Annotated in this window: 20 protein-coding genes and 2 tRNA genes; 10 read left to right on the plus strand and 12 right to left on the minus strand. The window is 59.6% G+C overall.

The features are described from left to right. Window positions 1–268 precede the first annotated feature (268 nt). Window positions 269–424 carry a hypothetical protein gene (locus tag BV034_RS35975; protein WP_009963313.1) on the plus strand — a complete coding sequence of 52 codons (156 nt, stop codon included), beginning with the start codon at window positions 269–271 and terminating at the stop codon, window positions 422–424. 200 nt (window positions 425–624) lie between these two features. Here BV034_RS35975 and BV034_RS12020 read toward each other — a convergent pair whose 3' ends face one another. Together BV034_RS12020 and BV034_RS12025 are read right to left on the minus strand one after the other, a co-directional pair. Further along, a complete protein-coding gene (locus tag BV034_RS12020; protein WP_050027258.1) occupies window positions 625–1,152 on the minus strand; it encodes a hypothetical protein in 528 nt (175 codons plus the stop codon). Between the two features lie 135 nt (window positions 1,153–1,287). After that, the gene (locus BV034_RS12025; protein ID WP_038170430.1) at window positions 1,288–1,740 is read right to left on the minus strand and encodes a plastocyanin/azurin family copper-binding protein; all 453 of its coding nucleotides are present in this window, start codon (window positions 1,738–1,740) and stop codon (window positions 1,288–1,290) included. Between the two features lie 276 nt (window positions 1,741–2,016). On the opposite strand from BV034_RS12025, the gene BV034_RS12030 reads away from it, so the two are divergent. Further along, window positions 2,017–3,360 carry a DUF1552 domain-containing protein gene (locus BV034_RS12030; protein ID WP_050027259.1) on the plus strand — a complete coding sequence of 448 codons (1,344 nt, stop codon included), beginning with the start codon at window positions 2,017–2,019 and terminating at the stop codon, window positions 3,358–3,360. Window positions 3,361–3,455: 95 nt separating this feature from the next. Here the strand turns inward: BV034_RS12030 and BV034_RS12035 are convergent, their stop codons facing one another. Both BV034_RS12035 and BV034_RS12040 read right to left on the minus strand, forming a co-directional pair. Continuing rightward, a complete protein-coding gene (locus BV034_RS12035) occupies window positions 3,456–4,088 on the minus strand; it encodes a LysE family translocator (protein WP_050027260.1) in 633 nt (210 codons plus the stop codon). 762 nt (window positions 4,089–4,850) lie between these two features. Continuing rightward, entirely contained in the window at window positions 4,851–5,534 is a 684-nt protein-coding gene (locus BV034_RS12040) for a class I SAM-dependent methyltransferase (RefSeq protein ID WP_050027261.1), read from the minus strand. A gap of 158 nt (window positions 5,535–5,692) precedes the next feature. On the opposite strand from BV034_RS12040, the gene BV034_RS12045 reads away from it, so the two are divergent. Further along, window positions 5,693–6,022, plus strand: coding sequence for an HU family DNA-binding protein (locus BV034_RS12045; RefSeq protein WP_009963306.1), 330 nt, complete (start codon window positions 5,693–5,695; stop codon window positions 6,020–6,022). Window positions 6,023–6,101: 79 nt separating this feature from the next. Here BV034_RS12045 and BV034_RS12050 read toward each other — a convergent pair whose 3' ends face one another. Beyond that, on the minus strand, window positions 6,102–8,306 hold the full coding sequence (locus BV034_RS12050) for a hypothetical protein (RefSeq protein ID WP_050027262.1): 2,205 nt from the start codon (window positions 8,304–8,306) through the stop codon (window positions 6,102–6,104). Window positions 8,307–8,521: 215 nt separating this feature from the next. Next, window positions 8,522–8,594: transfer RNA gene (locus BV034_RS12055), tRNA-Phe, on the minus strand. A gap of 105 nt (window positions 8,595–8,699) precedes the next feature. On the opposite strand from BV034_RS12055, the gene BV034_RS12060 reads away from it, so the two are divergent. The 7 genes from BV034_RS12060 to BV034_RS12090 all read left to right on the plus strand — a co-directional run bounded on the left by BV034_RS12060 (window position 8,700) and on the right by BV034_RS12090 (window position 15,950). Further along, window positions 8,700–9,428 (plus strand): fibronectin type III domain-containing protein, encoded by a 729-nt coding sequence (locus tag BV034_RS12060; RefSeq protein ID WP_050027263.1) that lies wholly within the window; start codon window positions 8,700–8,702, stop codon window positions 9,426–9,428. A 24-nt stretch (window positions 9,429–9,452) separates the two neighbouring features. Then, window positions 9,453–9,746 carry a hypothetical protein gene (locus BV034_RS34690; RefSeq protein ID WP_081887753.1) on the plus strand — a complete coding sequence of 98 codons (294 nt, stop codon included), beginning with the start codon at window positions 9,453–9,455 and terminating at the stop codon, window positions 9,744–9,746. Window positions 9,747–11,092: 1,346 nt separating this feature from the next. Next, window positions 11,093–11,165: transfer RNA gene (locus BV034_RS12070), tRNA-Ile, on the plus strand. A gap of 90 nt (window positions 11,166–11,255) precedes the next feature. Continuing rightward, window positions 11,256–11,450 (plus strand): hypothetical protein, encoded by a 195-nt coding sequence (locus BV034_RS12075; RefSeq protein ID WP_050027265.1) that lies wholly within the window; start codon window positions 11,256–11,258, stop codon window positions 11,448–11,450. A 44-nt stretch (window positions 11,451–11,494) separates the two neighbouring features. Next, window positions 11,495–11,980 carry a hypothetical protein gene (locus BV034_RS12080; RefSeq protein ID WP_050027266.1) on the plus strand — a complete coding sequence of 162 codons (486 nt, stop codon included), beginning with the start codon at window positions 11,495–11,497 and terminating at the stop codon, window positions 11,978–11,980. Between the two features lie 149 nt (window positions 11,981–12,129). Continuing rightward, window positions 12,130–13,662, plus strand: a complete 1,533-nt coding sequence (locus BV034_RS12085) for a glycosyl hydrolase family 28 protein (RefSeq protein ID WP_265592906.1) — start codon at window positions 12,130–12,132, stop codon at window positions 13,660–13,662. A gap of 422 nt (window positions 13,663–14,084) precedes the next feature. Beyond that, window positions 14,085–15,950: a lysophospholipid acyltransferase family protein gene (locus BV034_RS12090; protein ID WP_050027268.1), complete on the plus strand. Its 1,866-nt coding sequence runs from the start codon at window positions 14,085–14,087 to the stop codon at window positions 15,948–15,950. A 318-nt stretch (window positions 15,951–16,268) separates the two neighbouring features. On the opposite strand, the gene bioD is transcribed toward BV034_RS12090, so the two are convergent. The 6 genes from bioD to BV034_RS12120 all read right to left on the minus strand — a co-directional run bounded on the left by bioD (window position 16,269) and on the right by BV034_RS12120 (window position 25,832). Beyond that, window positions 16,269–16,916, minus strand: a complete 648-nt coding sequence (gene bioD / locus BV034_RS12095) for a dethiobiotin synthase (protein WP_265592907.1) — start codon at window positions 16,914–16,916, stop codon at window positions 16,269–16,271. Between the two features lie 145 nt (window positions 16,917–17,061). Then, window positions 17,062–20,283: an autotransporter-associated beta strand repeat-containing protein gene (locus BV034_RS12100; protein ID WP_050027269.1), complete on the minus strand. Its 3,222-nt coding sequence runs from the start codon at window positions 20,281–20,283 to the stop codon at window positions 17,062–17,064. A 550-nt stretch (window positions 20,284–20,833) separates the two neighbouring features. Further along, entirely contained in the window at window positions 20,834–21,634 is an 801-nt protein-coding gene (locus BV034_RS12105; protein ID WP_050027270.1) for a succinate dehydrogenase/fumarate reductase iron-sulfur subunit, read from the minus strand. A 49-nt stretch (window positions 21,635–21,683) separates the two neighbouring features. Beyond that, window positions 21,684–23,702 carry a fumarate reductase/succinate dehydrogenase flavoprotein subunit gene (locus tag BV034_RS12110; protein ID WP_050027271.1) on the minus strand — a complete coding sequence of 673 codons (2,019 nt, stop codon included), beginning with the start codon at window positions 23,700–23,702 and terminating at the stop codon, window positions 21,684–21,686. 69 nt (window positions 23,703–23,771) lie between these two features. Then, on the minus strand, window positions 23,772–24,467 hold the full coding sequence (locus BV034_RS12115) for a succinate dehydrogenase cytochrome b subunit (protein ID WP_050027272.1): 696 nt from the start codon (window positions 24,465–24,467) through the stop codon (window positions 23,772–23,774). A gap of 123 nt (window positions 24,468–24,590) precedes the next feature. Continuing rightward, on the minus strand, window positions 24,591–25,832 hold the full coding sequence (locus tag BV034_RS12120; protein ID WP_050027273.1) for a Wadjet anti-phage system protein JetD domain-containing protein: 1,242 nt from the start codon (window positions 25,830–25,832) through the stop codon (window positions 24,591–24,593). Window positions 25,833–25,878: the final 46 nt, after the last annotated feature.

A 25,878-nucleotide genomic window follows, 5' to 3' on the forward strand; every position in this document is an offset into this window, starting at 1 on the left:
TTGCAAATTTCTTGCGAATGTGACGGAGGGTGGGGGAGTCCGGCAACTCCCGATGTCGCGATTGCTCTTTCTTGGCCTCCCGCGAATGTCTCCTGATGTGGCCACCGAAGCGGTCACCCTGCAACCCAGCGTGTTTGGCGCCGAAGAGTTTGACGGGCTTGCCACCGATTGAACACGAAGGGCTTCAGATTTCGCCTTTTGGCATGGCATGCGCGCAAACAGCCGCGGTCCGCGATTCAGCAGCAACTCATCCACCAAACAGTAATCCATGAAGCTCAACACCAGCATCGGCACCCTCCTTCTCGCCATCTATCTCATTCTCATTGGCGTCAGTGCCCTGTTTGGCCTGAGGCTGGGACAGGCGGAAATTGTGAAGCCCATTCTGGCACTGATTGCCGGAGTGTTGTTGCTGGTTGGGAGGTAGGGTTCTGAGGCTGGGGAGGGATGGCTTGAGCGCGCGTCCCCGCGGCAACTGAGCCGACGGGTGATGGGTTCTCTGTGGGGCACTGTTGGTTATTTCATATGCCGCCCTTCTCCAACGCTGCGAACACAAAAAAGAGCCGCCTTCTCAGGCGGCTCTTGATGCATTAAAACTAAGGCAGTGCAGTTCCCGGGGAACTTTCCTCACTTCTTGAACGGACTGGCCACGAGCTTCTTGAAGGAGTCGGTGGCGGCGGCGGTGGCGGCTTTCGGGCCGGTCAGCTTGATGAAGACGGGAGCGTCTTTGCCCACCAGGATCGCGCCCAGCATGGTGTAGTCCGCACGGGGAGTTTTGGTGCCACCGAAGGGAGGGCCGTCGAGGTAGGTGCCGTGGATGGTCACGAGCGTCACCTTGGTGCCGCTGTAGTCCAGGTCTTCCTTCTTCACCTCAGGCGTGCCTTCGAACTGACCGATCCAGCGCTTTACATTGGCGTCCACATCACCGCCCTGGCCAGTGCCGAAGTGATAAAACTTGGCCTCAAGCGGAGTGCCGCCTTCCACGGGATGGGAGAGTACGGCCTTGGTCATCATGCCGGTGTTCTGGGCCTCAGTCCACGGGGCGGCGACGGCAAAGCTGAAGTCACCGACGGCGACGGTCTTGTCTTCCGCCTGAACAGAGGCAGTGACGGCGGTGAAGAGGAGGGCGGCAGCGGCGAAGAGTGCGGTTTTCATAGGGTGATGACGGAGCTTCTTTAACGGAGCAAAGGGGATGTTCGCAGGGGTTTTCCTGCCACTGGGCAGAAAAAAGGACAAGGGCGGAAGCAGAAACTGCTGCTGACCCTTGTCCTGTACGGAGATCGGAGTGGCTTATTTCTCGACCTTCATGTTGCCCTGCATGAGCATCCAGTGGCCAGGGAAGGTGCAAAGGTAGGGGTAGTCGCCAGCCTCGGCGGGGGCGGTGAACTCAAGGGACTCGGTCTGGCCGGGCTGAATGAGCTTCGTGTGGAAAAGGATGTCCGTGGACTCGGGGATGTAGTTCTTGGTCATCGCCTGGGGGTCGCTCAGCATGCCGTTGGCAAGGGCACCCACCTTCATCAGGGTGCCGGGCTTCACCACGAGGAAGTTGTGCGGCTGGGGCACAGCGCTCTTGTTCTCAAAGGTCACCTTCACCTTCTGGCCGGCTTTCACCGTGAAGGTCTTGGTGTCGTACATGAGGGGGTTGGCGTTGTCCGGCTTGATGGTGACGGAAACATCCTGGGCGCGGGCCACAGTGGAGAGCAGCGTCAGTGCGCAGGCGGCGGTAAGCAGAGTACGGATCATTATTTCGGCAATGGTGGGTGTTGGTCGCCCTTTCCCGCGGCAGGCACGGCAAAGGGGAGACAACAAACGGACTCACTGGGAGGGCTTTTGCAAACGAAAAGGCGGGAGAGCTCTCTCAAAAATTTGCCGCGTTCGAAACAATTTGCCCCTGTCGGTGCGGCATGGTGCCTGCTGAGATTCTTTTGCAGCAGGACCGGGAAGCACGAAAGTTTTCGGTCCCGGCAGGCGTATCTTGAAGAGAACCAACCCTTTCAAATCCCCCTTAACTCAGCAACCATGTCCACATCTGCATCACAAGTTTCCCGCCGGGCGTTTCTTCGCAGCGCCAGCACGCTGCTGGCTTTGCCTGCTTTGGAATCTTTCGGATTCAGGGCATTCGCGGCGGAGAAGGCCCCTGAGGCGATCTCACGGATGGCGTTCCTCTACATTCCCAACGGGGTGAACGTGCACAAGTGGAACGTGAAAGGCGAGGGTGCAGGGTACGAGCTTTCCCCGACGCTGCAGCCGTTGGCGGGCCTGCGGAATGATTTTTCGGTCATTTCCAATCTTGCCCACGACAAGGCGGAATCCAACGGGGACGGTGCTGGCGACCACGCCCGGGCCACGGCCACCTTCCTGACCGGCTGCCAGGCGAAGAAGACCGCTGGCAACGACATCCGCATCGGCCAGAGCGTGGACCAGATCGCTGCCACCCAGCTGGGGCACCTCACTCGTCTCTCCTCATTGGAGTTGAGCACGGACGGCGACCGTAGCTCTGGCAAGTGCGACTCCGGGTACAGCTGCGCCTACCAGTTCAACCTTTCCTGGAAGACGGAGTCCATGCCGATGGCTCCAGAGATGGACCCGCGCCTGGTGTTCGAGCGTCTCTTCGGTACCATTGCCGCTGGTGGGAACTCCGCAGAGGCCCAGCGCCGCATGAAGTACCAGAAGAGCATTCTGGACTTCGTCATGGCCGACGCCAAGAGCCTGCAAAAGCGTCTTTCCGGAAACGACAATCGCAAGCTGGATGAGTACTTCTCCTCCGTGCGTGACATCGAACAGCGCATCCAGAAGTCAGAGACCATGAAGGTCGAGTTGCCTTCCGGGGTGCAGGTGCCGGCTGGAGTGCCCTCCACGACGCAGGAGCACATCCGCCTCATGTTTGATCTCCTGCTGCTGGCCTTCCAGACGGACTCCACCCGCATCGCCACCTTCCTGATGGCGCATGACGGCAGCAACCGCAGCTTCCCTGAGATCGGCGTGCCGGACTCTCACCACAACATTTCCCACCACCAGAACAACCCGGAGAAGCTGGAGAAGATCGCGAAGATTGACCAGTTCTATGTGCAGCAGTTTGCCTACTTCCTGGAGCGCATGAAGGCCTCCAAGGAAGGGGACAAGTCCCTGCTCGACACTTCCATGATTGTGTACGGTGGCGGCATCAGCGATGGCAACGCGCACGACCATGACCGTCTGCCCGTGCTGGTGGCCGGTCGCGCGAATGGTACGCTCAATCCTGGACGTCACATTGCCCTGAAGGACAAGGTGCCAATGACCAACCTCTACCTTTCCATGCTGGATCGCATGGGCGTCAACGCCGAGCGCGTGGGCGACAGCACAGGTGTGCTGCAGGGGATTTGAGGAGTGGGCCAGGCCAATTCGAATCACCAAGAAGGAGCCTCTGCGGAGGCTCCTTTTTTATGCCGGCGTATCTGTGTTTGTTTTGGGGTGTATTGTTATTTCCTTGATTCAAACGCCATGCGCACCGCCAGTCCGGCCAGAACGGTGCCCATGAACCACCTCTGAAATCGGGCCCAGAGGGGACGGCGGGACAAGTGGACTGCAACGGCCCCTGCCGTGAAGACGATGAGCGTGTTCACGGTGACGCTGACGATGATTTGAGCGGTGCCAAGTGCCAGAGCCTGTGTGAGCACGCTGCCGCGTTGCACCTCGATAAACTGCGGGAGGAGGGAAAGGTACATCACTGCGATTTTGGGATTGAGCAGGTTTGTGATGAAGCCCATGGTGATCAACTTCGCCGGGCCCTGCTTTGGCAGATTCTGCACTTCAAACACGGATCGTGCACCAGGTCTCACCGCCTGCCAGGCGAGATAGAGAAGATACATGGCCCCGCCAAAGCGCAGTGTGTCGTAGGCGTAAGGGACAGCCATGACCAGGGACGTGATGCCCAATGCAGCGCACAGCATGTAGAACAGAAATCCCAGCGCCACGCCTATGAGTGAGATTAATCCTGCTGGCTGCCCCTGGCAGATCGTACGCGAGACCAGATAGATCATGTTGGGCCCCGGTGTCAGCACCATGCCCAAGGCGACGAGACTGAACGCGATCAAGCTGGATGTGGCAGGCATCAGAGGGGAGTGTGGCTGCAAAGATGAGAGTTGTCTATGAAGTGCGTGGGCTAGTGGCATGCATCCCGCGCCAAGTTCGTGGGGTGCCTAAGTCTGTCGAAACTTGGCGACATCGGCGGGGAGGCGAAGCTTGCAGACGCTTTAGCGAGTGCCTGCCAAAGAACCTGGGGAGCGCACGCATCTTGCGTGCTGTTTCCGGCATCTTGCCGGGAACGTCAGCCAGCGGGTGGCCTCGCGAGGTGCAACCCAACATTCGTGCAATATCGCAACCCAACATTCGTGCAATATCGCATTCGAGCGACGTGGAGGTGTTGATGGCAGTGGGGAGAAAGCAGATGCTGCTGGCCTTCCCACCTGATCATCTTCCGCGGTGGTACCCAACGTTGACTCGCTTAGGGCTCGTCCAACGTTGGGCTGTGTTAGAGATCCCGCTAGGGATCAGCTTCGGACTGTGGTGGCCGCCAAGGAACCGGTGCCATCCACTCGCTCAGTCGAAGTTCTTCCTCGAAGAGGATGGGGCGACAAGCCCAACGTTGACGAGCTTTCAGCGAGTCTACGTTGGGTACGGGTGTTGGAGGTTTTTACTCCGAAGGAGTTGTGGCGGTCGGAGTGCCTTTCGCATCCAGGTTCCTTGGCAGGCACTAGCTTCTCCGTCTGCGATAGCTGAATCGTAGGGTGCGGCCGCGTGCTTAAGGGGAACTCCATAACCGCGAGGGGAACCCGTATCGAATGCCCTTGGGTGTGTAGAAGTTTTCCTCCTGCTCACGCATACGCCACCCATCCACGGAAGGTGAACCCCGTATAAAACAGGCTGACACCTGTGAAACCTGCCTCGCGCAGCAGCGCTTCTTCTTCTGCCGGGTCCAGAATGTCGAGTTTGGCCTGGATGGCTGGCACCGCCTTCTCGGCCATGGCGGGCTCAACTCCGGAGGCCACGGCAAAGGAGACATAGCGTGAAAACCAAAGCGAGCGTTCTGGCTCAGCTTGCGGAAAGCTGAGATGGGCCACGACGAATGGCGCGCCGCTTTTGAGCCGCTGGTGCACCTGCCGCAGGGTTGCGAGCCGTTCCTCCCGTGGCACAAAATGAAGCGTGAGCAGGCAGGACGCGGAATCAAAAGGGCCCGCGGGAGCTGTATCGATGTAGCCTTGGTGAAGTCGGACTCGTGTCCCCAGAGTTCCCAAGGTATCGCTGGCCAGCTTCAACATCTCTGCGGAAGGATCGACGCCGTCGAACTCCCAACCGGGATGCGCGGTGGCGAACTCCTTGAGCTCCAGTCCGCCGCCCGCCCCAAGCACCAGAACCCGTCCGGTGGCGGGGGTGCGCTCCGCAAGCAGCAGAGCGGTCATGCGTTGCAGACTGGCAAATCCCGGGACCAGACGGGGAGGTTTGGCGGCATAGTCTGCTACGGCTTTGGGGTCGGAAAAGGGGCTTTCAGGGTGGTTCATGGTGGAGTGACTGCCGCTAGGTACGTCTCTCCCCAGACTGGCTGATGCGGTGCCAAATCGTGAATTCTGCACCCAAGACCGTGTTTTCCAGCAGAAATAGCGCCTTACCCCGCGGTTGGAGCCTTGACTCTACGGAGATTTTTGCACAATTTCTTCCCATGGCGAAAAAAGCAGCAACCATCAAAGATCGTTTCTCCAAAACTCAGATTCTGGAGCAAATCACGCAGGACACGGAACTCAGCCGCAAGCAAGTCTCCGCCGTCTTGGACAGCCTCACGGAGATTATCAGCTCCCACCTGAAGAAAAACTCCGTCGGTGAGTTCGTTCTTCCCGGCCTCTTGCAGATCAAAACCGTCCGCAAGCCGGCGGTCAAGGCTCGCAAGGGAATCAACCCGTTCACCAAGGAGCCGACCGTCTTCAAGGCCAAGCCTGCCTCCACCGTGGTGAAGGTTCGCCCCTTGAAGAAGCTGAAGGACATGGTCGCCTAGACCCCGGCTCCTCCGCACTGAAAGTAGCATTCTTGGCCAGCCTCGACGCACTAGCGTCAGGCTGGCCAACTTGTTTTCGTCAGGGTTTCGATTTCCCATAGGCAAATCCTGCACTGGCAAATCCGACGTAAACCTGGCCGAAGTTGTCTTTGTCTCCGTCAATCGCATCGATGGAGTCGAAGATGCCCAATGGATACTCGGCGATCCGGTCCCAGCTCGCGCCCTTGTCTGTGGAGCGATGGATGCCGTGGACTCCTGAAACCGTGCCGACGAGGAAGAGAGTGGGGTAGCCACCAGGCTGGGCGGGTTTTCCAAGGCCGATGTTGTGCGCGGCATTCACGCCAGCAATCTCCTGCCAGGTGACGCCTCCATCACTGGAGTGCAGCAACCCTGTGCCGGGGCCGGAGGCAAACCAGAGATCTCCGGCAAGGCCGGGAGTGGACTTCAGGATTGCGTTCCAGCGATTGGCCATGGGGTTGCCCACCTTGGCAAAATGTCCGCCGCCATCGCTGGAGCGGAAAAGGCCCTCCTGCGGGGTGTAGAAGTAGAAGGTGTCTGGCGCCACCCGGTCGGCACAGAGCGGCTTCAAGGATGTGTAGGGGGCATGAAGTCCCGTCTCGCGTGGGCCGCCAAAATCTGAAGGCTGCCAGGTGGTGCCGCGATCCCTGGTAAAGTAGGGGAGCTTGCCCGCCGTGGGGCACCAGACGATGTTGTCTGTTTGATTCGCGGATACCGCAATGACTCCGTAGTCGAGTTCCTTCGGCACCGTGGCTTTTTCCACGGCGGGGAATCGGGTCCAGGTCCTGCCGCCATCCGTCGAGAAGCCGCTAGACTTGGCATTCGGCACGAAGTCGAGATGACTGCGGAAGACGGAGACGAGGAACTTGGGATCGGCCGGGCACCAGTCGAGAGACCACGCGGACATGAAGGTGGGCTGGGATCGTTGGGCATCATACGCATCCACATTCCCGAAGTGGAAGACTCCGGTGTCCCACATGGCGGCCACCGGCTTCCCACCGGGAGGTGAGATGACGTCATTGCCACAGACTTCTTCAATGCCTTCACTCGCGGCTTGCCAGGGGACCTGGGCAGGAGACAGGTCGCGAGTCCACCAGACGCCAAAACCTTCCGCATACCAGACCTTCCCTTGCTCATGAGGATCAAAGGCCAGCTCACCGGTACTGAGGAAATAATTCGTCTGCGTGCCCAGCCATCCGATGTTCGGGCTGTTCAGGGCGAAGTGGTGCAGGCTCCACGTTGCGCCCTGGTCATGGGAGACAAAGGTCTTGCCACCATGGATCATGGCGACGACGTGAGTGGCATCGAAAGGATCCACTGCGATGGCCCAGTAGGACTGTTTTTTCCCACCTTCCTGGCCAGGAGGGGTGAGCTCCGTCCACTTGCCTTCTGGGCTGCACTTCCAGACGCCACCGGTGGCCCCTTTTTCATGATCATACACGACGTAGTAGGTGCCATCCGGTCCCACCGTGGCATCGCGGGGCTTGCCACCATCACCGAAACCGGAATCAGAGATCTTGCGCCAGGTCTTGCCCGTATCGATGGTCTTGAAGATGCCGCCTTCTTCCACGCTGGCGTAGATCACGTTTGTCTTTGAAGTGCCATCGGGCCCCTTGGTGGTGCCTCCTGTCGGGTCGAAGACGATGGTGGACACCCCGTGGGGCGCTTTGCCCGGTGGGATTGCATCCACCTTGAGCCATTTGTTTCCTCCGTTCTCCGTCGTCCACAATCCGTCGGCAATCGATCCAAAGTACACGACCTGACTGTTGGTCGGATCCACGGCAAGCCGTTCGCCATCCTGTCGGCCTTCACCGTTCGCCTCGACTTTCACGCCGGTGGCTTTGAACTGGGTGGCGGTCCAGGCCTCGCCGCGATTCTCGCTGCGAAAGACCTGTCCCACCGTCAGCGCATAGGGCTGACTGCCCAGCACCATGTAAGCGACATTGGCGTCGCCCGGCGCACCGACGATGCTGTCCACCCCGAGATAGCGACCATAACCCACAGAGTCTGGGGGAAGGCTGGAAGAGGTGACGACCTGTTTCCAGACAGCTTTGGCGGCATCCCATCGATAGGCCCCTGATACATCAGTGCGAGCATAGATCAGGCCCTTCTCCGCGGGGCTGGCACTCAGACCAACCACCCAGCCGCCCCCGCCAATCTTCATGGGGTTCCACTCATAACTTTCTCTCAGATCAGCGGCCCTTCCTTGAGACAGCAGGAGCAGCAGAGTTGTGGACAGGCTGGCGAGTCGCGGAGCAGAAATCATGGTATGTGGAAGTGGGGAACACTCTTCGCCAGATATAGTGCGGCGCGCAGGCGGGTCGCAAGAACCAATGATGCGATGGAGACAATCTCCAAAGGACCCACGTTCTCTGGGATGACTTGTGCATTCCTGAAACCAAAGCCAAAGACCAGCTGGGCGACGTTCAGTGGGGCAGGGTGTCTGCTGCCAAAACTCTTCCAACTAAAATGGGAAGAAAGTGGCTCGGGACGGAATCGAACCGCCGACACGAGGATTTTCAATCCTCTGCTCTACCGACTGAGCTACCGAGCCTTTCGTTTGAGGGACTGCTAGTATGCCGAGCACTCGAAATCGTGCAACTGGAAAGTGCTGTTTCTTGCGCTTGATCCTCATTTTTTTCTTCGCTAGCCTTTGAGGATGATGGGCATTGACCGACGGAGCTGGATGACGGGCATATGGTCAGCAGTATGGCTGCTGATTTGCCTGACGGGAGGTCTGCGGGCGGTGGAGGTGACCCAGGGACCGGACGCGGTGGTGGCAGCCTCAGGAACGCAAGTGACGCTGAGCTGGCGGACAGACGCTGAATGTGGCACCCGCGTCCGTTACGGACTGGCACCGGACAAACTGGAGTGGAAAGCGGGGGATGGGGTGGCCGTGCAGCACTCGGTGGCTTTGGAGGGCCTGACTCCCGGCACCACCTACTACTACACGGTAGGCACTGCCAAGGTCCGGCTCAAGTCCGGGCAGTTCACCTTGCCGGTGAAAGAGGCGACCCCTGAGGGGCCTGTCCTCAAGAAGAAGCCCCCAGCCGAATCCCCGGCAGCCCCACGGGCTCCACCGGCCAAGGTGACATGGGGGTACCTGCCCAGTCTGCGGGATCACTTTGAGCGGCATGGTCCCGACTTCGGTGCGAAGAGTGAGGAGGACTATGCGCGGCAGGCGTGGGAATTCCTCCAGCATGCCATGGCCGAGGGGTTGCCAGCGAAGCAGGATTCGTCGGACGGGACATTGCGCGTTTACGATCCTGCCAGCGGGGCATTCGCCGCCTACAATCGCGACGGTACCACGAAGACTTACTTCAAACCCGGCAGCTCCGGGTACTGGGACCGGCAGCCTGGCCGCCCGGTACGACTGAGAAAACCCTGACCCTCCCAATCTCTTCGATCTCCCATGAACACCTGTCCTGTATGCGGCTATCCGGCCTTGCGTGAGCCTCCTCGTGCCCCTTCCAGCGGCGGTTCTTATGAAATATGTCCCAGCTGTGGTTTCCAGTTTGGAGTGGATGATGATGACAAGGGCATCACCTATGAAGACGCCAGAAAACGATGGGTGACGGCGGGACATCGGTGGCACAGCCGCGGGGTGCCGACTCCATTGGGGTGGGATGCTGTGGCACAATTGCAAAAGCTCGTCGAGGCTGGTGATTCTGATGCGAGGCAGAAAGCACCCCATCCCCCGCGGTGATGGAAGAGGGTGACGCTGGTCGATTGCCAACTGCCTATTGGACGTTGGTGTTGAGCGAACAAAGCGTTTCGATATTCAGCTTTCTCAGAAGGCAGGGTGGACATTGTCTATTGGTATGGAGAAAATTGTTCTATCACTATTGGTAAGTGTGTCGGTGGTGGGAGGTCTCCTGGCTGAGGACATTCTGCCGGGCAAGACGGGCGCGGGGTTGGTGCAAGAGCTCCGTTCCGGCTATCAGCCAACACGTTCCCTAAGATCGTGGAGCGCGGAAACAGTGGCGCGAGAAGCATCTCGAGACACGATCCGACCACTGCTGATCTGGACGGATGTCTCCATCCGTGCGGATGACGATTGATGCGACGTTACATTCGAAAGTGGCCAATCCGTTACCTGTATAAACAGGGGATGGATTGGCCATTTTATTTCGACTGGCGCGAGGTCATGGCTAGCGGTCGGAGTTGATGGCCTGATCCTGCCCGTCATCATCGTTTCGCGTGGAGAAGCTGTTTTTCGCGAAGGATTTTGGAGGGGGTGACGTGTCTCGGAATGAAGTCGCCACCACAATCATCCGCGCGGCTGCCACTTATCAGCAAACTCACCTATGATTCACCTCATTGCGCGCTCCCTATTGATTGGCATCTACTATGCCGGTGCGAGCGTGCGCGGTCTCGCAGCCAGTGAAGGCACTAGCGAAAAGTCTATTGAGTCCCGCTTGACCCGCGCGCGCCCGCCTGCGAGATGAACTCCTGCGTCACCTGCGATGATGAAACCGTCCCATCCGATCTATTGCTCGACGCAGCCTTGCCGTCCGCTGCTTTCGCCGCCTCCCTGGCCGCAACACGTCAGGCGGCCCGTCGTCGAAGTCAACGGCGACTTGTGCGCGCCAGTGTCATACCGATGGCGCTGATTGCGTTGCTGTGGTGGTAATTGGCTCCATCCTCATCTCCACCGCCACCTGCCCACGCTGTGATGCAAAGAGCAAAGAACGATACCGTGGTCCAGCCTGCCTTCGTCGGGGTCGTATCCCAGCCCTCAGTCTCAACGGTCCAAACTCAACCACAACCCTATCTTGTCGTCCAGACAACCCGCAAGGTCGATCATGTGGTCACTACCGTCGTTACACCTCGCATTACCACGGAAGAACTTTTCGCTCTGGCTGGCCCTCGTCCCATGGCTTTGCAGTATTTGCCCAATGGGGAGGCCCGCTGGCTACCCATCCCCGCATCGCCGTGATCGTTGCCTGCGGGCTTTACTTTGGTGGTGCGGAAACTTCTGTAAAAAACTAGGAGACGAATAGAAATCCCGGGTAAACTGTACCTTCCGTCGGATGGAGATTTCTCCCTCACGTGCCTGTAGCTCAGCGGTTAGAGCAGGGGACTCATAATCCCTTGGTCCAGGGTTCGAATCCCTGCGGGCGCACTGAACTTTTCCAGGATTGAAGGGGCCAGAAGCTGCCTCTCCACCGCTTGTGCTCGATTTGAGTCTCCTCGCGCCACGCCATGCCCCGCTATGAATCAAAACACTGTGAAGCTTCCGGCGGTCAAAATATCGACCCTCGCAGACTCCTTGAGCGCCTACGCAGCGGTGCCGGTGGAGGAGTCCCTGGAGGCGCTGAAGGCGCAGCACGGGGTGAATCCAGCTTCGCCGGATCCCGCAGCGGCGGCCCTGGAGTTCTTGAATTCCTCGAACCGAGAGCCTTCCTGAGCCATATCGTTCCCCTGATCCGTGCCGCAGGGGCGGAGCACGAGGTGAGGTTTGACCTGGCAGCAGACCGGGTGGTCAAGTTCACCCTGCATCCGATGGAGGATGTCAACGACTCGGAGATCGAGCTTTATCTGGAGCGGTTGGCGCTCACCAATGAGGTCTTTGGTGATGATTACAGAGTGGCTGGTTGGGTCGAGTTTCCCGGGGAGCAGGGAGTGCGGCTGGTGGTCACGCAGCCATGGTATCGCACCCGCAACGGCGCGGCGGTGCATCCCGATGATCTGCAGATCTGGTCGTACATGACGACGCTGGGCTTTTTGCGGGTGGGAGAGGGGATGTATCACCATCCCGGGCTGCAACTGGCTGTATCGGATGCGGTGGGGAAGAACTTCGTCCTGGACCTTGCAGGTGTTGTGAAGCCGGTGGACCTGCAGGTGATGCGGTCTGATGCCTCCATGCGATCGACTCTGGAGCGCCTCGCCGAAGCGCAACCCGCCGTGAGGGTGATGACTGCAACCGAGATCGAATAAGATGTCCGGTCCGATAGTAGGGGCGGCATTGGCTGAATCTTTTTCGCAACGCCGCACGGGCAGGAGTTGTCTCAAGAACGGATGGGGTGAACAGGCTTGGCCTGTCCGCCATGGGATGCTTGCCACCTGCGACCCGTCTCCGCCTTGTCATGAAGCTGCCATTCTCCGGATTACCGGCGCGGACCGGTCGGAGAGCTGTTTTCCATCCTCTAGCGCTGGTCCTTGTGGCGGGGGGCTTCTTTCTGGTCGGCGGAGGGCGTGCATCTGCGCGTGAGGCCGGGAATCGGCCACCCGTGATCAGCGTCTGGGTGAATGACAAGCAGGTGCCGGTGATTGAGCATTGGGTAGGGGGGCGGCTTAACTGCACCTACGCACCCGTCACCCTCCCAGGTTCTGCAGAGGTGGAGGTGGAAGTCCCTGGTGGAGTGAGGCATTGGACGATGAGCCCTGAGAAATGCGATGTCCCCACGCGGATGGAGCATGGTCGCCTGAAGTTCACCATGCTGACCTCCCGCTATATGGTGGTGACAGTGAACGGGTTGCGACTGTTGCTGTTAGCGGATCCGCCAGAGGACGAGTTGCCAGAGGGCCAAAAAGTGCTGGATGTGACCGCTCCGCCCTACAATCTAGACCGCTCGGGGGCCAAGCATGGGACCGCCGTGCTGCAGAAGGCCTGTGACGATGCGGGAGCCTTGGCTAACGAAGCCGTTGTCATGCTGCCCCCTGGGCTCTACACCACTACGGGGATCCACCTGAGGAGCCGCACCCAGCTCTATCTGGCACCTGGCGCGGTGCTGCAAGGCAGCGACGATGCCGAGAGCTACCCGGACTATCCTACCACTCCCGGCAAGACGGGAACCGCCGCCTTGGTCAAGGTGGACGGGGTGGAGCATGTGCGCATCTTTGGGCGTGGCACGCTGGATGCCCGCGGGTTGGCTCTCGCTGGTGCGGCCAGCAGCCGGGAGGGGCAGAGGCTGCTTGCCAGTTGCGTGGTGGTAGAGCGGTCGCGGTGCGTGACCTTGGAGGGGGTGATTTGCAAGGAAGCTACGGCGGTGGCGCTGCCCGTGACACACTGCCAGGACGTGGCCATGCGGCGGGTGAAGGTGATCAATGACCTGAGCAGTGAGGACCGGGTGGATGGGATCCGGCTCGCTGGCACCCAGCGCGCCTTGGTCGAGGACTGTCTTGTTCACACCACCGAGGATGCCTTTGCTGTGACTTCACCAGAAGATGCGGTGAGTGAGCAGGTCGTGATGCGCCGCCTTATCGCGCTGACCAGTGCGCGGGCGCTCCGCTGTGGGCCTCCGGCCCATTCTGCGCTCCAACGCATTCGTTTTGAGGACGTCGATATCGTTCACTGCCGGGATGCCATGAATGTGATGCACGGGGAGGGCAAGGGAGAGTGGGGAGAGATCGTTTTCAAGGACATCCGCGTGGAGAACTGTGGCAGGAACGGCATCGTGATTCAGCTACTGGATGGAGGGGGCGTAAAAGGGGTGCGGTTTGAGAATGTAAGCTTCAAGCAATTCCGCCCCGGTTTTCTGCGGGGCCTGGGGGCGGACCATTGCATCCAAGGGGTAACTTTCGCCGGGCTGGAAGTCGCTGGATTGCCCGTTGTCACCGCAGAAGGATCGGGGCTGAAAGTGGGGGAATTTGTCGAGGACGTCCGCTTTGATGACTAAGTACCTCTTCGGATAAAAAGGTACTGAGAACCTGTTTGGATAAAAACCTCCGGGTGTGGCAGGTTCAATTAAGGGAATGAGATAGGAGCGGCTTCGCCGAGCCTGAGAACTGCCCCCTCCGGATTGCGGTCCTTTTGAGCCTGGACGGCGTTGCTTATCGGTTGTGAATCTCGATTCACGCCCTCTTCACGCCTTGTCCAGACTCAAAATGCCTCGCAACACACCCAGCGTTTTTATCCAAACAGGTTCTAAGTGGCGAAGATGTCACCCGACCAGTCGGTATGTCCTGGCATGAAGGACCTTTCATACAGGAAAGGTAACAGGCTTGTTCCTTGACTCTTTCGGCGCGCCCACCACCGTTGCCGCCGTGTTCCGGCCGCACCTTCAACCCCCAACGCCTTTACCTGGCCGACGCACATCGCATGGTCATTGATCTTTCCTCACGTTTGCAGGGTCCCCTTAAGCGGAATCTCTACAAACTCGCAGCTCCTGTCGTAGAGCGCGGACTCGCCATCCGTTCGTTCAACCACTTGTATGAACGCACTCGCGACCGCTACCTGAAGCACCCGGACTACCCTTCCGCACGGGCGTGGTTCTCATCGGGACTTCAGGAGATCGGCACGAAGTATGAGGTGGATCTGCCTCAGAACTTTACCTTCCCCGCGGAAGGACCGCTGATCATTGTTTCGAATCACCCCTTTGGCATTCTCGATCCGGTGATTCTGGGGGATCTGATCTCCCAGTATCGTCCCTATGTGAGGTTCATGACGAACTTCCTTCTGGGTGAGATCGAGGAGATGCGTCCCTGGATCATTCCGGTGGATCCTTTCAACGGGGAGAACAGTGCCCAGCGCAACCTCGGTCCTATGAAAGAGGCGTTGCGCTTCCTCAAGCAGGGGGGTGCGCTTGCCATCTTCCCGAGCGGAGAAGTGGCCCACTTCAAGATGGGCCGCGGCGTGGAGGAGAGCCCCTGGAGCTCCCATGTGGGGGCTCTCGTTCGTCGCACAAAGGCCACCGTCCTGCCGGTCTATTTTGAGGGGCAGAACAGCATGTTGTTTCATGGGGCCGGTCTGGTGCATCCCATGTTGCGCACCGGTCTGATCTTTCGCGAGTTATTTCATAATGACCAGGGCGTGGTGTCTGTGAAGGTGGGGCAGCCCATACCCTTCAACCGCCTGCGCAAGTTTGAGGACGATGAGAGTCTCACCCGCTACCTCAGGCTTCACACTTTCATCTTGAGCCAGCGACCCAAGGCGCCGCTCAGAGGGCCCGGTGCAGTCGCGGCACCTGACGCTGACGCTCCGGCTCCGACTGGGGCTCCCGCGCTGACGCTTTCTCCTGACAGCCCGAAGTTGCAGCAGGTCTTTGAGGCCGAGATCGCCGCCCTTCGGCAGGCGGGCGGGCCCATTGCGCAGCAGGGCAACTTCAGCGTGTTTATTGCCGCGGCTCCGGAGATTCCCAACCTTCTGCGGGAAATTGGCCGGTTGCGCGAGGTGAGTTTCCGTCTTGTGGGAGAGGGGACCGGTGAGGATGTGGATCTCGACAAGTTTGATGACTACTACCTGCACGTCTTCCTATGGGATGAGAAAGAGCGCCGCGTCGCGGGAGCCTATCGTCTTGGCCGTGCAGATATGATCATGCGTCGCTATGGCGCCAAGGGGCTCTACACGAGCACTCTGTTCAAGTTCCAGAAGCCTTTCCTGAAACACCTTGAGCAGGCGCTGGAGATGGGGCGCAGTTTTGTGGCCCCGAATTATCAGCGGAGCGTCTCGGCATTGCCACTCTTGTGGAAAGGCGTGCTGACCTGGGTGTGCCAGAATCCCCACTACACCAAGCTCTACGGACCTGTCAGCATCAGCCAGGCTTATCAGGGGCTCTCACGCAAGCTCATGGTGGAGTTCCTGCGGGAGAACAACTTTCATCCCGATCTGGCCACCCTGGTGAAGCCGCGGAAGCCCTTCCGCTATGGGAAGAATCGCAAGCTGCTGCGGGAGTTTATTTCCGCAGACCTGGGCAACGTGGATGACTTCTCCGCCCTCATCTCCAGCCTGGAGGAGGACGGCAAGGGCATCCCGGTGTTGCTTAAGCACTACCTGCGTCTGAATGGCACGCTGCTGAGTTTCAACGTGGACAAGGACTTCGGCTCTTGTCTTGATGGCTTGATCCTCGTGGACGTGACGGAAACGGATCCCAAGCTGCTCTGCAAGTACATGGGGGAAGAAGCCTGCGCCAAGTATCTCAAGCACCACGGTGTGGGGATTGAGGTGAAGGAGGAGGGGGAGAGTTAGGAGTTATGGATGATGGGTTAGGCGAGATCTAATGTGGGGTGCACAGGGCGTGCACTCAGAAAGGGGCTCGCTGAGGGATCTTGGCGAGTTACGGGGCCAGCTCCTTTTCGCCTGAAGCTAGCTGTTCGGAGCACAGTTTCAGTCTGCTCGATCGAGCGTCGCGGCAGCTTCTCCAATCTTCCTCCGCTCCCACCTTGTGCCGATTGCCAATGGGCGGCACAGCAGATTGCCAATCTGCGCTGCCGGTCAACTGTCTCCGCCTCGCGTGCTGCGGTTCGAGCTTCACACAGGCGTCCCGAAAGCGGCATTTCGGCCGCCTCACATCCACTCTTGCAGTGCGTCCAGCAACTCCCGGCCGTCTGTCTCGCCGTGCATGATGTCTGCCACCACTGGGGCGAGGTCCATGGATTCCAGCACCATGCGGTTGGAGATGCTGGCGGCATCTCGCTCTTCATGGGCGTAGTTCAGCACCAAGCCTGCGCACTTGAGCCCTCTGGCCTGGATGTTCTTTACTGTCAGGATGGTGTGGTTAAGGGCTCCGAGACGGTTGTTGACCACCACCAGTACAGGCCAGCCAATTTCCTGCGCGTAGTCCGCCAGGGTGTATCCTGGAGCGAGTGGTACTTCCCAACCGCCGGCACCTTCAATGAGCACGTGATCGACTCGGGAGGTGAGGTTGTCCAGGCTGCGCTTCAAATCGGCGAAGTCTAGCTTGCGGTTCTCAATCAGTGCCGCGGTGAACGGTGAGGCGGGCGTCTTGAGCCAGATCGGGTTGATCTCCTCCAGTGTGAATCCCGGCCCTTCGGCGCTGCCTTGGTGGAGCAGGATGGAATCCTGCCGACCCCCACAGCAAAAAGGCTTGAAGCCCGCCGCCTGAATGCCGCTCTGTTTCAGTGCATCCAATAGCAGGCGGGTTACATAGGTCTTGCCTGCGTCAGTATCGGTGCCGGTGATGAACAAGTTCAAGGGGAGAGGAGCGAGGGAGTTGAGGCGCTGCGCTGGTTGAGGTGGGCCGCAAGCGGGCCGTTGAGGCGCTACGCTGGTTTAGGCGCTACGCTTGGGGCAGGCAAGGGGCAATCTTTGATAGGTGGCGTGCCCGGCGGTGCCCTCATCAACCCTGGGCGCGCTTCCGCCTCAAAACCAAGGCTGCAAACCCCAGGAAGAACAGTATCATCCGTGATGGCTCGGGCACGGCGATGGCGATGATGCCTTCGGAGGCGAAGCGTGTGGTGTCCCATTGGTATCCGGATGAGAGGCTGGGCAGTACGAGGTCGCCCAAGCTGTCGGGGTTGAAGCCATTGAGGGCGATGGAACTGGCGTCAATGATGTCAAAGACTTCTGTGCCAGTGGGGGTGAATGCACCGAGACTGATGTTGATCACGGTATTGGCATCCAGGCTCAAAAGTCCGCCCACGCTCAGTTTGTCGAAAACGGTGCTGGAAGCGAGATCGAAGTTGATCGTGCCTGAGACCGTGAGGTCTGACGCGAAGCTCAAGGTGCCGGTACCGAAGTCTGTGCCCACGGCGGCGGTATCCGCACCCATGATGAGCCTTCCTCCCACGCTGATGACGGTGCTGCCCGCGATGCGGCCAGTGCCACCCAGGCTGCCACCGCTGGCAACCGTGACAGCGCCCGTGCCCGTGCCGGAGCCGGAGAGGTTGGTCACCAGCAGGGTGCCTTGGGTGACGGTGGTCGGTCCATCATAGGTGTTGGCATTGCTCAGGGTGAGGATGCCGACGCCGGTTTTATTTAGGCTGTTGGATACCTGCGTGCGCAGCAGCGTGCCGGAGCCATCGTCCTGGAGTTTGAGGTAATCGCTCGCATTGAAGGAGACGACCGGAGTCCCACTTGCCATCGGATTGTAGCCGAATCCGAAGGTGGAGGTCCATCCTGACCCCACCACGGGTCCGGCCCCGCCGCCACCATTGCCAAAGCGGATCTCAATCGTGTGCCAACCATCGTTATTGGTCCCCATGCCGAAATCGGAAGTGATGTTGCCAGCTGGAGCGCCGTTGGCCGTCGTCGAGTTGGTGGTGGTGACGACGTTGTAGGTTGAGTTCGTCAAGACGACTTTGCCATCGACGATGATCTGTACGGAGTCGTCAATGTTCTCGGCAAAGGCAAACTTCCCATCGGCATCAAAAAACTGACCAGTGTAAACCCATGTCTCCTGATCGGCCCATTTTCCGGCAGTCGTCTTGTCTGCCGAGTACCCTGCAATGGCTGAGAGCACTTGGGCTCCGCCGGGGTTGGCCGTGGTGGTGTTGAACGATGATCCAGCTGTGACGCGCCCCTCCCTCAGGCCTGCCACATACCCCGTCTGGCCTGAGACGACGCCGCTGATGGTGGTGTTGCCTGCTCCCGTGATGGTGAGGGTGTAGTCGGCCTTCACATTCCCGGCCAATGTAAGCGTCTGGCCGGCAGTGGCAGAATTCACCGTGGCGGCAGAACCGAGTGTCACGGGACCGCTCACTGTGTTGTTTCCTCCGGAACTTTTGAGGGCTCCGGCACTCGCGACGCCTGTACCATTGATGATGATCTCCTCAGGTGTGGTGATGTTGTTCTGCAACTCCAGCGTGGCCCCTGAGACCACGCCTGTGCCTAAGGTGACGCCCGTCGTGCCTGTGCCCAGTGCATTGTTGTGTCGGGCTACCAAGGTGGTGTTCGCGCTCACCTGGGTGTAGCCGCGGTAGGTGTTGTTTCCTCCTAGCACCACTGTGCCCGTGCCCGTACTGCTGGTGTACACGGAGGAGTCGCCGTCGAAGTTGTTGTTGGAGTTGCCACTGATGTTGCCGTTGAACGCTACGATGCTTGTCCCTTCGGCCCGCAGGGCGAGTTGCTGGCTGCTGCCACTGTTGTTGTGGGTAATGTTCCCGTTAAAGGTCGTGGTGCCAGTGGTCGCCTGCGTGCCCAGCGTGGTGGTGCCACCCGAGGCGTTGATCTGGACGCCCCGACTGATGGTGTAACTGCCGCTCGTAACCAGGCTTGCGGATGCCACCTGGATGGCAGCAGTGCTGTTGCCCAACTGCCCAGCCCCGCCGCCGCTGGCGATGTCCTGGTCCACCCGGAGCGTGCCACCCGTGACAATGGTGGTGCCAGTGTAGGTGTTGGCGTTGCCCAGAATCAAGGTGCCAGCGTCAGCCTTCATTAGGTTGCCTGAGCCCGAGATGACCATGGTATTTGCCAGGGTGAGGGTGGCACCAGAGTTTACATCCAGTGTTCCGCCACTGCTTCCCAAGGTGATGCCACGATTGGCGTCATCCAAGGTGAAGCTGGCGCTGGCTTCGAGACCACCCCCGTTCAGAGTCAGTTGGTCCGCTGCGTAGGCTGCCGGATTTGCTCCCAGTCTATCTTCTGCGCCAACGCTTAGCAGGCCTCCATTGACCGTTGTCTTGCCGCCATAGCTGTTGGCCACCGTGAGGGTGAGCCGCCCGTTGCCGTTCTTGATCAAGTTGCGGGCGGTGCCGTCGTTGGTGATGGCCCCCAAGCTGACGGTGGTGTTGCCACCGGTTGCCGTTGAGTTCACGATGTTGAATGTAGCGTCAGCCGAGAAGGTGGTTGCGCCAAAGGTCAGGGTGGTCGCCGCATTGTTCGCCACATTCAACGTCGTGCTGTCGGCATTGACGGTGAGCGTGGCGCTGCCCATGGCGAGCGTGCCCATCCCAAACGTCTGCGAGCCACTGCCAGCGGTGGCGCGGCCCAGGGTGATTGTTGTCGCGGCGGAGACGGTGGTGTTCCGGTTGAAGGCGAGGCTGGTGTCATTGGCCAGCCAGAGCGTGCCACCATTGAGATTCACCGTGGCGGCACCGGTCCCCAAGGCATTGACGTTCGCTGTGGCACGCAGTGTTCCCACGTTGGTAGTCATAGTGCCTGTGAAGGTGTTGTTGCCACTGAGGACCAAAGTGCCCGTGCCGGTCTTCGTCAAAGCGCCCGTGCCACTCACCACGGAGCTGATGGTGCTGGTGCCTGACGCTACGGAAACCGTGTCTCCGCCCAGATCAAGCGTGCCGCCGGAGAGATTTACGGTGCCTTCTTCAATGGTGATCCCCAAAGGATTGATGGTGCCCGTGACGGTAATGGCCTGGATGCCTGTACCATCCGCGCCAGCGCTGAAGACAGCGATATTGCCATCTGCCCACAGGCCCGGTGCGGCGGCTCCCGTGGCGTCGGTGTTCCAGTTCGAGGTTGTCGTGTCCCAAGTGCTGCTGCTGGCAGCACCCGTGCCTGCAGTGGTACCGTTGGCATCCCAATACAAAGACTGGGCCTGAACCTGTGCGGCGGGCGTTAGCGAGAGGCCGACTGTTGCTGCCAGGACGTTCAGGATGAGACTCATCCCACGACGAAGCAGGCGGACATTTCCCGTTGAAGGGGCCGAAGTATGAAAGCGCATTGGGGGTTTTGATTTTTCGGGGTGAAATTTATCAAACCCGAGCGGCAAAACCTAGAAGAATTGCACCTTCTAAAGAAGTTGCTTAGTACATACAAGAAGTTGAGACGCGGCGCTGGTTGAGACGCGGCGCTGGTGCAACATGTGGTTTGCGAGGCCGCAGTTTGCTTGCGTCCATCCATGGCTCCCGGCCACGTGTGTATGTGGTAGCCGCTTAGTCGGAGCGCGGAAGACCGCCGCAACTCCTTTGGAGTAGGGTTCGTCTTCTGGTCACCCCAACGTAGACTCGCTGGAAGCTCGTTAACGTTGGGCTTTTAGCAGCATCCTCTTCGAGGAAGAGCTTCTAATGAGGTCGGCCTGACTTGAGGCGGAACGGCGGCGCAAACTCACCAGCCGTCCAAGCGACATTCACTGACGCACTGCCCACTGATTTACTTGGCCCGGAGACCAAGCTCATCCAGCAGGATCAAAAATCCTCCAATTCTCTTCAACGCGCCTAGCCGCCACCTTCACCCTTGCCTTTGCCCACGGGGGCGAGGAGGGCTTCGTGAGTCACGGCCATGGCGTAGTCGCGATTGAGCTTGGTGATCCAGCGCACGCTGATCTCCTTGGGGCAGGCGGCTTCGCACTCGTACTGGTTCGTGCAGTTGCCGAAGCCAGCTTCGTCCATGGTTTTCACCATGCCGAGCACGCGGCGGTGTTTCTCGGGCTGACCCTGAGGAAGGCTGTTGAGCTGGCCGGCCTTGGCCGAGACGAAGAGCATGGCGCTCGCGTTCTTGCAGGAGGCGACGCAAGCACCGCAGCCGATGCACTCGGCAGCGTCCATGGCGGCATCGGCCGCTTCTTTGGAAATGGGCAGCGAGTTGGCGTCTTGAGCGGAGCCCGTACGCACACTGATGAAACCGCCTGCGGCCTGGATGCGGTCGAAGGCGCTGCGATCCACCGCCAGGTCCTTGATCACCGGGAAAGCCTTGGCGCGGAAGGGCTCGATCCAGATGGTGTCGCCATCATGGAACTTCCGCATGTGCAGCTGGCAGGTGGTGGTGGCGCGCTCCGGACCATGGGGGATACCGTTGATCACCATGGAACAGGTGCCGCAGATGCCCTCGCGACAGTCGTGGTCAAAGGAAACCGGATCACCACCGGATTCGATGATGCGCTGGTTCACAATGTCCAGCATCTCCAGGAAGGAGGCGGTTTCCGGGATGTTGGTGGCTTCAATATCCTGGAAACTACCTTTGGCGTTGGCACTTGCCTGGCGCCAGACCTTGATGTGGAGATTGAGAGAGCGGGCCATGGTGGGGACGGGGAAAAAGGATGCGAAAAGACGAGGAACGGGGCGGGGATCACACGTAGCTGCGAACAGCGAGGTGCACTTCTTCGTAGTTGAGCGGTTCGCGGTGCAGAACGGGTTTGGAAACGTCGCCGGAGTACTCCCAGGCGGCAACGTAGGCGAACTGATCGTCGTTACGAAGCGCCTCACCGGCCTGGCCACGTTTGGCTGCTTCGTCTTCCTTGGTGTACTGATACTCCACGCGGAAGTGACCACCGCAGCTCTCCTGGCGGTGCTGAGCGTCACGGCACATGAGTTCACCGAACTCCAGGAAGTCTGCTACGCGGCCGGCCTTCTCAAGCTCTTGGTTGAACTGCTCACCGGAACCGGGCACCACCACATTGCTCCAGAACTCCTCGCGGAGCTGCGGGATCTTGTCGATGGCGAGCTGCAGGCCTTCCTGGCTGCGAGCCATGCCACACTGAGACCAGAGCAGGAGGCCCAGCTCACGGTGAAAGCTGTCCACGCTGCGCTTGCCCTTGCTGTCGAGGAACTTCCGGGTGCGAACCGCGACTGCCTCTTCGGCCTCCTTGAAGGCGGGGTGAGCGGTCGTCACGGTGCCTGGCTTTTGTGCCGCCAGGTAGTTGGCAATGGTGTAGGGAACGACGAAATAACCATCCGCGAGGCCTTGCATGAGTGCGCTGGCACCCAGGCGGTTCGCGCCGTGGTCGGAGAAGTTGGCCTCACCCAGCACATGCAGGCCTGGGATGGTGCTCATGAGATTGTAGTCCACCCAGAGGCCGCCCATGGTGTAGTGCACGGCGGGGTAGATGCGCATTGGCTGATTGTAGGCGTTTTCCCCCGTGATCTTCTCATACATCTCGAAGAGGTTGCCGTACTTCTCAGCGACGACGGCCTTTCCCATCTCGATGAGCTTCTCCTTCGGCATCTCTTTGCCGCCGGCTTTGTCATTGCCGTAGCGCAGAATGGCATCGGCAAAGTCAAGATACACGCCCAGTCCGCCCGGGCCGACGCCACGACCTTCATCGCAGGCTTCCTTGGCGGAACGGCTGGAGATGTCGCGCGGTGCCAGGTTCCCATAGCTGGGGTACTTGCGCTCCAGGTAGTAATCGCGATCTTCCTCCGCGATCTCATGCGGAGGCTTGGGGCAGTCTTCCTTGCGCTTCGGCACCCAGACTCGGCCGTCATTGCGCAGGGATTCGGACATGAGCGTCAGCTTGCTCTGATAGTCGCCGCTAACGGGAATGCAGGTGGGGTGAATCTGCGTGTAGCAGGGGTTGGCGAAGAAGGCTCCCTTCTTGTGAGCGCGCCAGTTGGCGGTCACATTGCAGCCCATCGCGTTCGTGGAGAGGTAGAAGGCGGTGCCATAACCTCCGGTGGCGAGGATGACGGCGTCAGCCGAGTGGCTGCTGACCTTCCCAGTGACGAGGTCACGCACCACGATGCCTTTGGCATGACCGTCCACGATCACTAGCTCCAGCATTTCCGTGCGGGCGTACATCTGGATGTTGCCGCGTGCGATCTCCTTGTTCAGTGCGGAGTAGGCTCCGAGAAGGAGCTGCTGTCCCGTCTGGCCACGGGCGTAAAAGGTGCGGCTCACCTGGGCGCCGCCGAAGGAGCGGTTGGCGAGGAGGCCACCGTACTCGCGGGCGAGAGGCACACCCTGGGCCACGCACTGGTCGATGATGCTGGCGCTGACCTCGGCCAGGCGGTACACATTGGCCTCACGGGCACGGAAGTCGCCACCCTTGATGGTGTCGTAGAAGAGGCGATGAACGGAGTCACCGTCGTTCTGGTAGTTCTTGGCCGCATTGATGCCCCCCTGAGCGGCAATGCTGTGGGCACGACGCGGGCTGTCCTGAAAGCAGAAGGACTTCACCTTATAGCCCATCTCTGAGAGCGAAGCGGCTGCGGAAGAGCCTGCCAGACCTGTGCCGACCACAATCACCGTGTACTTGCGCTTGTTCGCCGGGTTGATGAGCTTCGAGTCCTGCTTGTGCTTGGACCACTTCTGAGCCAGCGGGCCGGAGGGAATCTTGGCGTTCAAAGCAGGATCTGGATCGATGGTCATGGCAGGCAGCGGAGAAAGGTCGTGGTCAGAAAAGGGGATCGGAGCGGGAAAAGGGGTGGTGAATCGCGCTTACTTCACCCAGCCGAACATGACAGCGAGGGGGATGGAGCAGTTGCCGATGAAGATGAGTCCGGCGTAGGCAAGACCCAGGCCCTTGAATACCGGCCAAGAGCGAGCGGTGGCCAGACCGAGCGTCTGGAACATGCTGGAGACCCCGTGGCTCAGGTGGGAGCAGAGCAGACCCATCGCAAAGATGTAGAAAATGGAGGCCGGAATCCAGGAAAAGCCGTGAATTACCATGGTGTACACGTCATGCACGGTCTCGCCATGGAGGTTGGCATGAAGGTCGCCGTAGTTGTTCCCCACATGCAGCGTGAAGTGGAGGATGTGGTAAACGATGAACGCCAGGACGGTGAGCCCGCTGAAGATCATGTAGCGGGAGGACTTGGAGGCCTGGATGGTGGCCTGGTAACCGTAGCGGTCCGCGCGGGCCACGCGATTCTCACGCGTGAGCTTGATGGTAAAGATAATATGGATGGCCACTGTGACGAGCAGGCCGATGCGGGCGATCCACAGCAGAGCTCCCATGCTTTGCAGCTTGTGCCCATAGGCATTCAGTGCGTCCGGCCCCAAGAAGACCAGGAGATTTCCGAGCATGTGGCCCAAAATGAAGATGACCAGAGCTGCCCCGGTGAGGGCTACAAGAAATTTCTTGCCAATGGATGAACAAACAAACGCGGAAAGGGACTTAGTCAGGGCGCTCATAGGCAGATATTCCAAGATGGCGATACGCCGCCGTTTGGCAAGAAGAGGCAAAAGAAAGTCTCAATTGTCTTGTCAAAATCAGCCACGGCGGAGGGGGTGTATTGAGGTTTTGTCGGTTAAAAATTAGGTTTGTGGCTCGTTGGCGCATTCGAAAAACGGCCAGTTGGCGGTGGGGTGCCCGAGGCTTTCCTGCTCAAAACGGCCTTTTCGGCCAGAGGATCGCAGCGCCGTTAGGCTTTTCCGGACATCCGCGAGTTGCGGACTCACAAGCAATCGCTCAAGCAGGCGAATCTCTTGAGACGTGAGGCATGGTGAATCTTCGTCTTCGCGAAAATTCATGTGCAAAGGCTGAATGGGCCGGGCGATGCGTGTTCTCAGGTCCCTGAGGATGTCAAATCCAGCAGGGTCGGTATCGCCAAAGTGCCAGAATTCCAATTCAGCAGGCAGCCGTTCATAGAGGCGCAACACACCAGAACCCGGGTAGCTGGTGTGAATCAGCAGCACGCCGCTCTGAAGGCGGGCGAGGCCGTGGAAGGTGGTTTCATTCTCCACACTGAGGCAGCGGGTGGCGCTGGTCGCCAACGTGATGGCGTTTTCTATGTCTGCAGCAGAGATGCGGGAAGCTTCCTTGAGCGGTCCCAGATCCACGACGCCCGCTGTCGTATGAATCTGAAGGGGGCCGTGAAGCAGTACGGATCGCGGCGTCTCCATCAGGCCCATGTCGGCCAGACTCGAGCATTGTCCTCCGGTGATCTGGTCCAAGGCCTGGCCAAGGCGGGGGGCCATTCTTTCTAGTTGCTTGGAATCACCACAGAGCGTGCAGCTCGCCACTCGCACAAGCGTCGGGGTTTGCCAGTTCAGCACGCCCTTCAAGATCATCAGCAATTCCGCAGCGGTATCCTGGTTGTTGAACGCGAAGGGCGCGATCGACTGTCCCTGGTGAGCGGCGCTTGCCAGCCTGGTGCACCATCGGTCCCATCTTTCTTGCCATAGCGCTGGCAGGTCGGACACGTCTTTAGCCGCATGGTGAAAAAAGGCAGCCCATTGGGCACGAAGAGCCGTGGGGGTTGGCTGCCCGAGCACTTCAAAGAGCCAGCTTTCGCCTCCGTCAGCCAGCAGACGAACCTGCCAGATGATGGAGGGATCACGTGGATGGCGCTCCAGAACCAGTTTGCTGCCTGGCAGTCCAGAAGCGGCGTTCAGTTCCTTTTCTGCCTGGACTCGGGAATCTCCGTCGGTGCAGCCAGCCAGTTTTAACAGATCGGGGTAGTCCACCAAAAAATCCCGTACTCCGGTCCCTGTGCGCCCCTGCTTGGAGGCGTGATAGCGCCTCGCAAGAGCTTCAAGAACGGGAAAGGAGGGCATGGAATGGGGTCGCAAGTTAGAAGAGGGAGGGAGGCGGGTCGAGCGG

Origin of the sequence: Verrucomicrobium sp. BvORR034, from assembly GCF_000739635.1 — a bacterium.
GTDB lineage: Bacteria > Verrucomicrobiota > Verrucomicrobiia > Verrucomicrobiales > Verrucomicrobiaceae > Verrucomicrobium.